This window comes from Thalassospira sp. HJ, from assembly GCF_000948415.1.
GTDB lineage: Bacteria > Pseudomonadota > Alphaproteobacteria > Rhodospirillales > Thalassospiraceae > Thalassospira.
The window spans coordinates 417,104-430,988 of record NZ_JYII01000012.1; the positions used below are offsets into that span (position 1 = coordinate 417,104).

At 55.4% G+C, this 13,885-nt stretch carries 10 protein-coding genes; 8 read left to right on the forward strand and 2 right to left on the reverse strand.

Going from position 1 to position 13,885, the window contains the following annotated elements:
* The first annotated feature begins 32 nt into the window (after window positions 1-32).
* From UF64_RS10830 to UF64_RS10865, 8 genes are all read left to right on the forward strand, one after another.
* On the forward strand, window positions 33-446 hold the full coding sequence (locus tag UF64_RS10830; protein WP_152630669.1) for a hypothetical protein: 414 nt from the start codon (window positions 33-35) through the stop codon (window positions 444-446).
* Window positions 447-745: 299 nt separating this feature from the next.
* Window positions 746-2,116: a Tol-Pal system beta propeller repeat protein TolB gene (gene tolB / locus UF64_RS10835; RefSeq protein ID WP_044828580.1), complete on the forward strand. Its 1,371-nt coding sequence runs from the start codon at window positions 746-748 to the stop codon at window positions 2,114-2,116.
* Window positions 2,117-2,245: 129 nt separating this feature from the next.
* A complete protein-coding gene (gene pal, locus UF64_RS10840) occupies window positions 2,246-2,740 on the forward strand; it encodes a peptidoglycan-associated lipoprotein Pal (protein ID WP_044828581.1) in 495 nt (164 codons plus the stop codon).
* 153 nt (window positions 2,741-2,893) lie between these two features.
* Window positions 2,894-3,946 carry a tol-pal system protein YbgF gene (gene ybgF / locus UF64_RS10845; RefSeq protein WP_044828974.1) on the forward strand — a complete coding sequence of 351 codons (1,053 nt, stop codon included), beginning with the start codon at window positions 2,894-2,896 and terminating at the stop codon, window positions 3,944-3,946.
* 9 nt (window positions 3,947-3,955) lie between these two features.
* A complete protein-coding gene (gene tilS / locus UF64_RS19710) occupies window positions 3,956-5,410 on the forward strand; it encodes a tRNA lysidine(34) synthetase TilS (RefSeq protein WP_052657581.1) in 1,455 nt (484 codons plus the stop codon).
* An 85-nt stretch (window positions 5,411-5,495) separates the two neighbouring features.
* Window positions 5,496-7,439 carry an ATP-dependent zinc metalloprotease FtsH gene (gene ftsH, locus UF64_RS10855; protein WP_044828582.1) on the forward strand — a complete coding sequence of 648 codons (1,944 nt, stop codon included), beginning with the start codon at window positions 5,496-5,498 and terminating at the stop codon, window positions 7,437-7,439.
* 13 nt (window positions 7,440-7,452) lie between these two features.
* Entirely contained in the window at window positions 7,453-8,568 is a 1,116-nt protein-coding gene (gene folP, locus UF64_RS10860; RefSeq protein ID WP_044828583.1) for a dihydropteroate synthase, read from the forward strand.
* Between the two features lie 236 nt (window positions 8,569-8,804).
* The gene (locus tag UF64_RS10865) at window positions 8,805-9,623 is read left to right on the forward strand and encodes a response regulator transcription factor (protein ID WP_235285034.1); all 819 of its coding nucleotides are present in this window, start codon (window positions 8,805-8,807) and stop codon (window positions 9,621-9,623) included.
* On the opposite strand, the gene UF64_RS10870 is transcribed toward UF64_RS10865, so the two are convergent.
* Window positions 9,580-11,643, reverse strand: a complete 2,064-nt coding sequence (locus tag UF64_RS10870) for a sensor histidine kinase (protein WP_044828585.1) — start codon at window positions 11,641-11,643, stop codon at window positions 9,580-9,582. The genes UF64_RS10865 and UF64_RS10870 overlap by 44 nt on opposite strands.
* Window positions 11,640-13,667 (reverse strand): ATP-binding protein, encoded by a 2,028-nt coding sequence (locus UF64_RS10875; protein ID WP_152630670.1) that lies wholly within the window; start codon window positions 13,665-13,667, stop codon window positions 11,640-11,642. The genes UF64_RS10870 and UF64_RS10875 overlap by 4 nt, the downstream gene beginning before the upstream one ends.
* Window positions 13,668-13,885 lie beyond the last annotated feature (218 nt).

Here is a 13,885-nt window from a genome sequence, read left to right on the forward strand (position 1 = left end):
ATAGGGTTTTCTGAGTTGAAAAGGATGCCGATTTGTCTGGAATTTTTTGTAAAATCCCTTGTTTGATTTTGTTTATGGCAACCGTATGGATGGTTGAATCCAAAGGCGCCTTTTCTCAGGAAGAAACCAAGATCGATTTGCAGCCAACGGTAGCACGCTTGCATGAGTGCCTTACTCCCGTTGCTCAGAAAATTAGCTCGGCATTGTACAGGAAGACCCCTTTGAGGGTGAGTTTACTGATTGATCCAGATGGTTCAGTGCATGTCGCAGAAGTATTAGATCAACATGTCATTAGTCTGGCCCAAGGTCGCGCGGAGTTTATTGAGGAACTAAACAGAGTGGCAAAAGAGGACTGTAGTCCAGTACTCTTAAAAACTTCTGGAGCTGAACTGGAGCATTCAATTCGTGTCATTGTACCAATGACAGCACGAGAAAAACGCAGTTAGAAAAACTGAAAAATGAAACACGGACACTAACTTGAATTAATGGGATTTGAAGTAAGTGTGGTGAGCAGTAAGGAACAAGCTGTCTATTTTGCCGATGAGGTGATCGTTGCTTCTTCGGATAGAGAGGGATGGTAGTAGGCGTTGAAATAAGTTGCGATATTTTCGCAATGCAGCCCTCTAAAACTGCCGCTGGATAAATACGAAATGTGGCGCACATTCACGTTCAATTTTGACATGCGTGAAATGCTGGGCCTTTGACAAACAAGTTCTTGAACACGCGTGGAAAATAGCGAGGCAGGATGACGATCAAGACCAACGCAAAAAAACGATTTTGGGCTAAAGGCAGTGTCGCGGCACTGTGCGCCCTTGCCGTTGTCGCTGGCCTGAATGTCGGGTTCATGTCGCCGGCAAAGGCGGAACTCCGGATTGATATCACCCGGGGCGAATTGAAACCGATGCCAATTGCCGTCACCCGCTTCCCGGGCGAAGGCGTTGCCGAAACCGAAATCGGTCAGAACATGACCCAGGTGATTGCCGCCGATCTTGAGCGGTCCGGGCTGTTCTCACCGATCAATGAAAATGCATTCATTCAGAGTGCGGCGTCATTGGCGGTGAACCCGAACTTCGCGGAATGGCGCGCGATCAATGCCCAGGCACTGGTCAATGGCCGCGTTGTGACCGAAGCGAACGGCTTGCTGCGCGTTGAATTCCGTCTGTGGGATGTGCTGGCCGAAACCCAGATGTCGGGCGTTGCCTATCGCACGCAGCCAAGCAATTGGCGCCGCATCGCGCACAAGATCGCCGACGAAATCTATAAGCGTATCACCGGTGAAACCGGCTATTTCGATACGCGCGTTGTTTATGTGTCTGAAAGTGGTCCGGCCGATAACCGGACCAAACGTCTGGCCATCATGGATCAGGATGGTGCGAACCACCGCTTCCTGTCTGATGGCCGGTTCCTTGTGCTAAACCCGCGCTTCTCGCCGACGGCACAGGAAGTGGTTTACATGTCGTACTTTAACGACAAGCCGCGCGTCTATGTACTTGATATTGATAGTGGCGAGTTGGAATTGCTGGGCGATTTTCCGGGGATGACCTTTGCTCCCCGATTCGCGCCAGACGGGAACTCGGTTGTGATGTCGCAAGCGCTTGACGGGAACAGTGAAATTTACGGTCTCGACCTGCGTACGCGCGAAAAACGTCAGCTGACGCGTCATCCGGCCGTGGATACCTCGCCTTCCTATTCGCCTGACGGGTCGCGCATTGCGTTCAACTCCGACCGCAGTGGGGCACAACAACTTTATGTGATGAATGCTGATGGTGGCGGGGCACAACGCATCAGTTTCGGTGGCGGGCGTTATGCCACACCGGTCTGGTCGCCGCGCGGTGACCTGATTGCATTCACCAAATCCGAAGGAGGTCGTTACTATATCGGTGTCATGCGGCCAGACGGCAGTGGAGAAAGGCTGCTGGCCGAGGGGTATCTCGTAGAGGGACCCACATGGGCGCCGAACGGTCGAGTTTTGATGTACTACCGCCAGCACCCGTCCAGGGACGGGACCAAGGATCGCTATCGTTTGTATTCGATTGATCTTACCGGTTATAACGAACGAGAGATCGTTACACCGGCGGATGGGTCGGATCCTGCATGGTCGCCCTTGATTCCCTGATATCTCAAGAGTATAGTCATCGCGAAGCACTGAATGCGATTCGCTTTAATCGCGGGCATTTTCGGTGTCGCGAGACATGGAAAACACCAACCTCGGGCGAATGCGTCCGGTGTTAAGGGGAAAACTTAAATGAAACTTCGTATTCTCAGCGTTTTTGCAGCTGCCGCTCTTCTGGCTGCTTGTGAAACTGCACCTGATAGCACGGCAACCACTGGTGGCGACGGTGCAAGCACTTCTTCTAGCGCGTCGTCTTCGACCTCTCTGGCTGAAAACAGCCCTGAGTGGTTCGCTGTCAACGTTGGTGACCGCGTCTTCTTTGGTTTCGATAAATACGATCTTGCCGGTGAAGCACGTCGCACCCTCGAACTGCAGGCCGCTTGGCTGAAGAAATATCCGCAGTACAAAGTTGTTGTTGAAGGTCATGCCGACGAACGCGGCACCCGTGAATACAACCTTGCACTCGGCGAACGCCGTGCGAACTCGGTCAAAGATTACCTGATCGCTCTGGGCATCGACCCGTCGCGCGTTGAGACCATTTCTTATGGTAAAGAGCGCCCGGTTGCTCTTGGCCATGACGAAGAAAGCTGGGCTAAAAACCGCCGTGGCGTATCGGTTATCCGTTAAGCGCGTGCAGGTGAAAGCCTGACTTGAAGATCAAGGCGCCTGTCCCGCTCGGGGCAGGCGCCTTATTTTTGCCGCCTGAAAATGTTTGAAAGTCACGGCATGAATTTTCATAGTGACCTTTCAAAGACTGAATTGACGACAAAGGACCCGAAAATGATCCGCGTTCGAACCGCCATTTCGCCAACAAGCCGGTCCAAAGGCCGCAACCTCCTGATGGCGCTTGCCGTCGGAGCCGTGTTTGGCATGACATCACTCGGGTCCCAGACGGTCCACGCGCAAGACGCCAACATGTCGCGTCAGGTCGAACAGCTGCGCAAGGATCTCGATCTTTTGCAGCGTTATGTCTATCGCGAAGGTACTGGTAATGCGGCCGAGGCGGCTGCATCCACGGGTGACGGGGCATCAACCCCGGCTGCTGCCCGTCAGCAGGTCCAGATCAGCGCACTTGAACGTACTACCACCCAGCTGACCGGCCAGCTTGAAGAATTCGACTTCCGCATACGCAAGATGGAAGACCGTCTCGAACGTCTGGTCGCCGATATCGATTTCCGCCTGAGCCAGCTTGAAGGTGGTGCGGTGTCCACCAATGGTGCTGGCAATGGCGCGGCACCTGCTGCCGGTGCTGCTGCACAGGGCAATGCTGCGGCTCCGACTCCGACGGCCGGGCAGGGCGGTGCAGGTACGGGCGAACAGCTTAATAATCGTGGCACCCAGCTATTTGGTGTGATCGAAAGCGAAGGTCAGCCGCCGCAAATCCCGACGGGTGCAGCTGCAAGCAATAACGCCGCACCAACCCAGAGTGCTGCGGCAACCACCGGCAGTCCGGAAGAACAATATCGCGAGGCCTTTGGCCTTCTGCGTCGTCAGGATTTTGATGCCGCCGAACAGGCGCTTGGCAATTTCGTGAGCAACCACCCCAACGATCCGCTGGCGGGCAATGCACAATACTGGCTGGGTGAAACCTATTATGTGCGTGGCCAGTATGAAAATGCCGCCATCGCCTTTACCGAAGGTTTCCAGACCTATCCCGACAGCACCAAGGCACCGGACAATCTCCTGAAGCTTGGTATGTCGCTGGGAAATCTTGGCAAGAACGAAGATGCTTGCACGGCGTTTGGCCACCTGCTGGATAATTTCCCGAACGCATCCAACGTCGTTCTGGATCGTGCCCGTCAGGAACGCCAGAACCGTGGTTGCCCGCAGTAATCAAATTCAATGATCGACAACGTTACGTCATCATATGATCAGGATACGGCGTCCCGTGGAACACCACTGGACGCCGTTGTCTTTGATACGCTGATGATGGCGTTCGCCCCGTTTGAAACCGCCCCCGAGCTGCTTGTTGGTGTTTCGGGTGGGGCTGACAGCATGGCCCTTGCCCTGTTGGCTCATGACTGGTGTCATGCCCGCGGCGGGCAGGCGATTGCAGTGACGGTCGATCATGGTTTGCGCAAGGCCGCTGCGGATGAGGCCCGCTGGGTTGCGGCTGAACTTGCCCGGTATGGGATTAAGCACATCACCAAAGTCTGGCAGGGCGCAAAGCCAACCGGTGCGCTACAGGAAAAGGCCCGTCAGGCCCGCTATCAGATTTTTGATGATCTGATGCAGGAAACCGGCATTTTCCATTTGCTGGTTGCCCATCACGGCGGGGATCAACGCGAAACCATCGCCATGCGCCGTGACCGTGGCGCAACCCCGCTGGGGCAGGCGGGTATGTCTGCGCGCCGGTTTTTGCGTCATGGCCGTTTACTGCGACCGCTTCTGGGCGTTGCCAAGGCGGATATCATTGCAACGCTGACGGCACGCCAACAGCCATGGATCGAAGACCCGTCAAACCGGGATGAAAAATTCGAACGTGTGCGTGTCCGCAATGCGCTGGCAGATGAACCCGCACTCGAAGTCGATCCGCAAAAAGATGCCGCTGCCCGACACAGCCTTGAGTGTATCATCGGACGTCTTTTGGCCGAGGGCGTGATCCTGCATACCAACGGCGTCGCCATCCTCAATGCAGATGTTCTCTTGGCCGATGATGTTGATCGGGACGCAGCGCTCCACGCGCTGGGGCAGGTGGTGCGCACCGTCGGCGGGGCTTCCTATATACCCGCACGCGATAAACTGGATGGCGCGCTTGATCGATTGCGTTCCGATAACACCGCGCGGATCAGCCTGGGCGGCTGTGTGCTGCATGGCCGCAAAGGCGGTATTTGCGTTTACCGGGAATTTGGTCGTATGGCGAAGGATCCGGTCGCACTTGATACAGAATCGCCCTCGCGATCCGGGGTTGTGACTTTCGATAATCGCTTTGAATGGCAGGCAGATGACGCCGGTTTGGGTGCGCAAAGTGGGCTTTGGATCGGGCCGCTTGGTCTTTGTGATGTGTTTCACACGAAGTCTTTTCGGACCGCATTGCGCGAAATTGCACCATTTATTGGTAATTTACCGCGCGCAGCCCTTGCATCCATGCCTGCACTCTACGATAAAGAAGGCTTGTTATCCGTTGGTGGGCTTGAGGTTTCCAAGCTTTCCGACGTACTATCCGCCGCCGGTTGCGAGCGGCCTCTGGGCAGGGGCAAGATCGCACCAGTTGGCAGTTGGCAGTTTGCGCCGCAAGTACCTTTATGGGAAAGTGGTTTCAAATCGTCACCGAAACCCGACAACCTACTTGCGTAAGCGGGGCTTATGACTATTTGATTGTCAGACCCTGCGCAGGAAGTTTTGCGTCACGGCACACATAAATTGCGACCAGTAGCTTGGAATGAATATGGGAAAAAATCTCGCACTGTGGGTTATTATCGCCATCCTTTTGGTGGCGCTGTTTAACCTGTTTCAGTCGCCCTCCGGACGGTCCGGTCAGTCGTCGCTGGCATTCTCGGACTTCCTGGCCGAAGTGGATTCAGGCCAGATTTCCGAAGTCACCATCCAGGGCAACAACCTGACTGCAGAAACGCGCGACGGTCGCTCTGTTAATGTTTACACCCCGGATTATCCGAACCTCGTCGAAAAGCTGAATGACAAGGGCGTGCGCATCATCGCACAGCCTGAGGAAAGCCTGTCGCCTCTGATGAGCGCGCTGATCAGCTGGTTCCCGATGCTTCTGATCATTGGTGTGTGGATCTTCTTCATGCGTCAGATGCAGGGCGGCGGCGGCAAGGCCATGGGCTTTGGCAAATCCAAGGCCAAGATGCTGACCGAGAAATCCGGGCGCGTTACCTTTGAAGACGTTGCAGGTATCGAAGAAGCCAAGGGCGAACTTGAAGAAGTCGTCGACTTCCTGCGTGACCCGCAGAAATTCCAGCGCCTTGGCGGCAAGATCCCCAAAGGCATGCTGCTGGTTGGCCCTCCGGGTACCGGTAAAACGCTTCTCGCGCGTGCAATTGCTGGCGAAGCAAACGTCCCGTTCTTCACCATTTCGGGTTCCGACTTCGTTGAAATGTTCGTTGGTGTCGGTGCATCGCGTGTGCGTGACATGTTCGAACAGGGCAAGAAAAACGCACCTTGCATCATCTTCATCGATGAAATCGACGCCGTTGGCCGCCATCGTGGTGCCGGTCTTGGCGGCGGTAACGATGAACGCGAACAGACCCTTAACCAGCTTCTGGTCGAGATGGATGGTTTCGAAGCCAACGAAGGCGTGATCCTTGTAGCGGCAACCAACCGTCCGGACGTTCTGGACCCTGCATTGCTGCGTCCGGGGCGTTTTGACCGTCAGGTCGTTGTGCCGAACCCGGATCTTGAAGGCCGTGAACACATTCTTGGTGTCCATGCCCGCAAGGTTCCGCTGGGACCGGACGTTGATCTGCGCACCGTTGCACGCGGTACCCCGGGCTTCTCGGGTGCGGATCTGGCAAACCTTGTTAACGAGGCTGCTCTGCTTGCTGCCCGTCTTGGCAAGCGTGTTGTCACCATGGCTGACTTCGAAAACGCCAAGGACAAGGTCATGATGGGGGCGGAACGTCGTTCCATGATCATGACCGATGACGAGAAAAAGCTGACTGCCTATCACGAAGGTGGCCACGCCCTTGTCGCACTCCATACCCCGGCGTCCGATCCGATCCACAAGGCAACCATCATCCCGCGCGGTCGTGCGCTGGGTATGGTGATGCGCCTGCCGGAACGTGATCAGGTCTCCAAGTCCTATGAACAGCTGATCTCCGACCTTGCGGTTGCCATGGGGGGCCGTGTGGCTGAGGAAATCATCTTTGGCAAGGACAAGGTTACCACGGGTGCTTCTTCGGACATCAACATGGTGACGCAATATGCGCGCAAGATGGTGACCGAATGGGGCTTCTCCGACAAGCTTGGTAACGTCAAATATGTTGATAACCAGGAAGAAGTGTTCCTTGGTCACAGCGTTGCCCAGCACAAAAACGTTTCGGAAAAAACCGCTCAGCTGATTGACGAAGAAGTCCGTCGTTACTCTGACGAGGCTTATGAATTCGCCAAGCGCGTTCTGACCGAACATCTTGATGACCTGCACAAGCTTGCCAAAGGTCTTCTGGAATATGAAACCCTGTCGGGTAGTGAAATCGACGCGTTGCTGCGCGGCGAGGAAATTAACCGTCCGGGCCATTCTTCCGGTGGCGGCAAGGATGCCGGTGGCGGACGTCGTTCCACGGTGCCAAGCACCGGCGGTGCCCGCAAGGATAACCCTGGTGATGGTGGCGGGGACCTTTCCCCGGAACCGCAACCGGGAAGCTAACAGAAAGAGACTGATGGACGAGATCAAAAGATCGGTCCTGCGAAGCCCCGCCGATGTGCGGGGCTTTGCCGATTTTGAAGGACCGCTTTACTACGCACCGACCGGTTTCATCGACCATGCCGATGATCCCAATACCCTGCCACTCGCCGGATCACGCCGGGGCTTTTCGGCCCTTGAAATCATCCGTCGCCGCGAAGGTGGCGGAGCCGAAAGCATGATCCTGCCGCTGCTCGCCCTTGAAGGCTGGGTGCAAAACAGTGGCCGGGTGGATGAAATCAATGCCGTGCTGGATCGTTTGATGGCCAAGCGCCCGGATTTCGCCGGGCTTGATATGGCATCCTGCCATGTCATGGGCATCGTCAATGTCACGCCTGACAGCTTTTCTGACGGCGGCGATTACAATACGACCGAGCAGTCTGTGGCGCGTGCTGAGGCCATGGTCGAGCAGGGCGCATCGATCATTGATGTCGGCGGCGAATCCACCCGTCCGGGTGCCGATGACGTGTCCGAGGACGAGGAAATCAACCGCGTCGTGCCAGTCATTCGTGAACTGGCCGCCAAGGGGCATGTGGTTTCAATCGATACCCGTCATGCCAGTGTGATGGAAGCCGCAATCGAAGCCGGTGCTGCCATCATCAATGACGTCACCGGCCTTGAGGGCGACGAACGTTCGATGGAAGTCGCCGCGGCGTCCGGCAAGCCGGTCATGCTTATGCATATGCAGGGCGAACCGGGCACCATGCAGGTCAACCCGCAATATGATTGTGCGGTTCTTGATGTTTATGACTATCTGCTGGACCGTATCGAAAGCTGCGAACGGGCAGGGATCTCGCGCGATCGCATTTGCATTGATCCGGGTATCGGCTTTGGCAAGACGCTGTCGCACAATCTGGAATTGTTGTCGCGACTGGCAATCTTCCATGGTCTGGGCTGCCCGATCCTGCTTGGCACCTCGCGCAAATCCTTCATTGGCAAGATCGATCCCAAGGCCGACCCCAAGCAGCGTCTGGGCGGTTCCATCGCCTCAGCCGTCAATGGATGGCGCCATGGTGTACAGATGATTCGTGTGCATGATGTGCCCGAAACGGTACAGGCCATCGCGGTCGCAAGTTCGACGGCCATTGTATAGTGGTGTGCTGAGCGTATCGTCTGCACGTATAACTTGTCATTTTAGCGTCATGGTTTATTAACAGGGGCGCGGAACCGGTTTCATGCTTGGCTTTGGACCTGTTCCGCGCCCTTCGTTTGATTTGTGGCCGATTCTGGCATTTTCTGACCATTGAAGGTTGAGGGTTGCAGAATTGATGCAATGACCACATACCAATAAGGATCAAACAAAAGTGGCGCCAAAGTCACAGTTGATGGTTGGAAATACGCAAACGCGAAGGTCTTTGGATGAACGAGATTGGCGGTCTGACGCAGCTGTTCCTTGGTGACGTCAGGTCTGGCTGGAATGCAATGACGCACTGTGTATATGTCGTGGAAGATAACACGGACCTGAACAAGGATCTGTGTGAGTATTTGGAGATGTGCGGTTTCGATGTGGTCGGTTGTGAAACCGGTGCCGCATTTTACCGGGCTCTTGACGCGCGCAAACCTGATGCCGTCATCCTCGATATCATGCTTCCCGATGCCGATGGCTACGAACTGGCCCAGCATGTCCGCAAGATGATTGATTGCGGCATCATGATGCTGACCTCGCTTTCGGGCATGAACAATCACCTGACCGGCTATAAATCCGGTGCTGATGTGTATCTGACCAAGGACAGCCCGCTTTCCGTGATCGAAGCCGCCCTTAAGCCGCTTCTGCGCCGTGCATCGCGATCCGATAGCGATACCGCGGCGGAAACGCAGATTTCCGAAGATAGTTGGGTACTTGATATGCTCAACTGGAAACTCCGCAATCCCGAAGGCAACGAAGCGACCCTGACCGCGACCGAACGCACCATCGTCAAGCTTCTGATCGAAGCCAATGGCGCCTGGCTGACCCGCCCGGAAATTGTCGAGGCACTTGGCAAGGCCGATACGGCGGAAAACTGCCGCAACCTCGATACCGCCATTCGGCGTGTGCGTCAGAAGATCATGAAGGATATCGGCGAAGAATTGCCGGTGCGTACGGCCTATGGTCGTGGCTATGCCTTTACCTCACCGGCCGCTGTGCTGGGCGAGGCCGAGGCTTCCTGATCCAAGCTTTCTGATCTTTTCGAACTTGAGTGTCGTCCTGGTATTCACACGGTAACAACAGGCAAAGCTCAATGCTCTGCATGCGGCTTTGACGCAGCGTGATCGACCCGCCATGGGCATCGACAATGCGTTGTGAAATATGCAGACCAAGGGCGCGACGCAGCGCATGGGTTTCCATGTTGCGGCGGAACAACGCATCGGCAATCAGGCCAATTTCGTCATCATCAAGTTCATCGCCATGGCACGGAATGCTGATCTCGACCAGCGTGTCGGATTGCCGGTGGACATTGATGTGGATCGGCGCCCCGTGGGCAAAACGCCGCGATGTTTCGATCAGGTTGGTAATCGCAAGCCCCATCAGGGTTTCGTCAATATAGACCTCGACGGTCGACGTCCCGTGGGTGCTAACGCGCACCTCAGCACCTTCACGCGTGGTTTGGGCGGCAAATTCCTGCAAGAAGCGGTTCACCGGAACTGTTTCACGCGCCAGCGACAGGTCCTGCGTTTCGATCCCGTCCTTGGTCAGGAAGATATCGACCAGTCGCGCCAGTTTCTGTGCCTGTAACTGGATGCGTTGCAGACGTTCAAGCACATCATCCTTGTGGTTCTTCAGACGCAGCATCAGCATCTCAGAAGATCGCTGGATCACCGCCAAGGGTGTTCTGAATTCATGCGACAGCATCGAAATCAGTTTGCGCTGTTCTTCGACAAGGGTTGTGGTTTCCTCGGCCTTCTGGGTCACGGTGACCCGTTCCTTGTCCATTTTCGACAGGCGCACGGTCATGATGATGCCCATGCCCACCAGATGGAACAGAAGGGTGAACTGATGAAGGTCAAGTCGAAGGCGGGTCGCCTCGATCACGCCGGAAAGGGCCAGCTGGATCATGATCGCAGCCCCGGTCGGGATGGCCAGAACAACAAGAAACGCCCAGTGCTTTGGATTGCGGAAATCCTTGAAGGCCCACCTGAACAGAATCAGGCACATGGTCGCCATGAACAGCGCATGGCTTGGCACGATATAGGTGCCAAAGACCGTATAAAGATCGGTCGCCGCCCCGGCGGTAAAGGCCAGAATGACAAAGCCATAGAGGCAACATAACCGATAGGCGCGCGGATGGTTCTTGCGTGCCTCGATGATGTAAAGCCACAGGAACACCGTTATCCCATAGGTAATGATGTTCAATGATCCCAGGACAAAGTCATTCAGCCACGGTGTGTCGGGTCGTACCTCGCTCAGGATCACGCCATTCACAACCGCGGTCGTGGTACCAATTGCACCAACCCAGATGCTGTAAAGAATAACCGCCCGGTCCCCGGCAATCAGGCCAAGTGCCAGATAAGCAATGCCAAGAGTCACGATAAAGCCAAAGAACACATTGGTCGCCAGATGACGGAACGAAAGCGACGTAATCAGTTCCTTGGTCGGCCAAAGCGTCATCCAGATCAGATTGGCACTGTTGCTTTGTGATCGGACATAAAGCCGGTAGTTCCCCGGTTCAAGAAGGGGCAGGGCCGCAATATGTGTCCGGCCGCCATACTGCCGTTCGTTTGCCGGAACATGGTCGCCAAGCCGCGTGCGCCACATCGGATTGCGCGCCTTGCCCGCCATCAAATACAAATCAATATAGTTCAGATAGTTCGGCGCAATCTCAAGCAAGGGGCGCTTGCCAAACTTGTTCTCCACCTTGAAGTCGACCTGATGCCAGATCACGTCGCGCGTATAGCCAAAGGACGGGATGGCGTTTGATCTCTGAAACGCCCCGTCCGGCAAGTCCAGAATATCTGCAAGGCCAAGCGCGCGGGTCTCATCGGCATAAGATGCCACATAGCGCGTAATCTCGCGCGGTTCTGCTATGTCGCCGCCCAGCACCAACTGATCCGGCGTGATACTGGCTGCAGTATCAGCCGTTTGCGCCTGTGCTGGATGTGCGGGCAGGATAAGAACTGTCATTGCGATGAACAGCACCGCTGCAGCAAGCTGGCGCAGCGTAGTGACAATGAACTCCGATCTGATCATCATGCCCGCTCCCCGTTTGTCGGGGGATCTGGATAGCCGGTCAAGGACCGGGTGCGGTTTTCACTGGCACGCAGAACGGTCTTGTCGCGGTCATAGGGCAGCTTGATCAGAATGGTTGTGCCGCGTTCTTCGCCAACACTGACCGAAAGCGATCCGTCATGGGCCTCAATGATCCGGTTGGTCAGATGCAGGCCCAGTCCGACTCCTTGTGTCTTTGTCGCGTCCTTGCCGCGATAAAAAGCATTTAGAACATTCTGAAGATCGTCGGCGGCAATGCCGGGGCCTTCATCGACCACCCGGATATAGACATAGCCATTGGCTTCGCGCTCGGCTGAAATCCACACAGCTGCGCCCGGCGCATATTTCCGCGCATTCTCAATCAGGTTGAGCATCGCGCGTTCCATCAGGATGCGGTCGATCTCGACAATGGCGGTGTCGCATTTGATCAGGCTGATATTCTGGCCGGGCACCTCGCGGTGACGACGGGCAATCAGATCGCCCAGAAACGCATCAATCGCCACTGCCTCGCGCGTGGTGCCAAATGTCGCGCTATCAAGCGTCTCCTTGGTCAGGAACGCATCAACAAGGCCCGAAAGCTGTCCGGCGTTCGACCGGATCGTTGACAGGCGGTTCAGAACGGCTTCCGGTTCCTTCTGAAGGTGAAGGCCAAGAATTTCGGCGGATCGCTGAATAATGGCAAGCGGGGTACGGAATTCATGCGACAGCATTGTGATGAAGGTGCGCTGCTCACTGGCCAGCTGATTGGCCCGCTGGCTCGTTGCCAGCGCATCGACCCGTCGGTTAATCAGGCCATAGCTTCGGTACCCCATGGCCGCTGCCACCATGACAAGCTGTATGATAGAACCCGCAGTGAAGATGCTTGTGGTCATCCCGTTGACCGGCAAAATGCCGATCAGCAGCATCAGATGTGCAATCGCTGCAACTGTCGGAATGCCAAGTGCCACCATCAGGAAGCCGTTTTGCCAGTTTTGCTTTTCCCGATACGCCCGATAGATCAGATTGATCAGCAAGACAGTCAGGAGAACGATTTCCGGCCCAAAAACCAGCTTGGCGTATATGATGTACCAATCCGATGTTCCCGTCACGAAACCGGCAATCGCCACGGTGGAATAAGCAGCCATAACCCGAAACAGCCAACGGTTGGTTTGATCAAGCCGGGTGATATAGCTCCACATCATGACGCAGGAGCCGAGTGCAAGTGCAGTTCCGGCGCCGGTTACAAAATCTGAAGCCAGTGGCCAGAGGGGTTTGAAAATCAGTTGTGCATATCCCGTCACGCCGAAATAAACCAAAAACAGCGAAAGGATGTAGACCGCATACCAGATAACCGACCGGTCCCCTGACAGCAGGCCAAAGGTGAAATAAAGCCCGAACGCAACAATAAGGACACCAAGGCTGGCCCCCTTGATAAAGCTTTCACTGCCCGATTTCGAAATCAGCACATTGTCAGGCAGAAGCTCCGCCGCAAGCACATGCGCACTGGTGGTCTTGACCCCGATCACCAGCCAATAGTTGCCCAGTGCCAGTTTGGGCCATTCGGCAACATGCGAAAGGCCGTGTACCTCGTTTCCCGCGGTTTGAACTCGGTCGCCGACACGCTCATGCCAGATGATCTGCCGCCCGTCCTCGGAAAGGATGCTCAGGGCAATGTCATTAAGGTAAACCTGCCCGATATCAATAAATGAACTGCTGCCCATACGATCTGGCTGGTTCACGATCCTGACCGGGGTGCGATACCAGATCGTGCGATCGGTATAGCCTGGGCCGGGTGTCTGATACACCGGGGCAAATTCGGTTTCGTCTATCTGGACAACGTCAAACGGGGTATCCGCCTCGCGATCAGAGACCAATCGTTGTAGATAACGATTGAGATCAATGGCTTCGGCTGCACCGCTTGGTGGCAGGACAAGTATTCTGGCCTGTTCGTGGGCAATGCTTTGCTTGCCATAAATGGCAAGCAGCCCCGACGCGATTGCTATCAACACCGCCAGAAGGGCTATATTCAAGCGGATGTTGCGCAAAATTCCCTCGGTTTCAGTCCTTTAAACCATGCACCATGTGATAGCCGGTTTTTGACCGAAGGTCATGGATTTTATCGGAACAGGACCTTGTTCGCCTGTTAACGGATTGGTCGCCAGTTTTCCGTTACAATCCTTGGCGAAATATGCCGATTGCCAGTGGCATTGCGACGTCACTTTGATATAACCGGCAGTCAGATTTGATC

What these genes read in the sequence shown, in the direction of transcription:
- tilS (WP_052657581.1), top strand. Translation starts at nt 3,956, where the DNA reads ATGATCGACAACGTTACGTCATCATATGATCAGGATACGGCGTCCCGT.
- tolB (WP_044828580.1), top strand. Translation starts at nt 746, where the DNA reads ATGACGATCAAGACCAACGCAAAAAAACGATTTTGGGCTAAAGGCAGT.
- folP (WP_044828583.1), top strand. Translation starts at nt 7,453, where the DNA reads ATGGACGAGATCAAAAGATCGGTCCTGCGAAGCCCCGCCGATGTGCGG.
- UF64_RS10870 (WP_044828585.1), bottom strand. Translation starts at nt 11,643, where the DNA reads ATGATGATCAGATCGGAGTTCATTGTCACTACGCTGCGCCAGCTTGCT.
- pal (WP_044828581.1), top strand. Translation starts at nt 2,246, where the DNA reads ATGAAACTTCGTATTCTCAGCGTTTTTGCAGCTGCCGCTCTTCTGGCT.
- ybgF (WP_044828974.1), top strand. Translation starts at nt 2,894, where the DNA reads ATGATCCGCGTTCGAACCGCCATTTCGCCAACAAGCCGGTCCAAAGGC.
- ftsH (WP_044828582.1), top strand. Translation starts at nt 5,496, where the DNA reads ATGAATATGGGAAAAAATCTCGCACTGTGGGTTATTATCGCCATCCTT.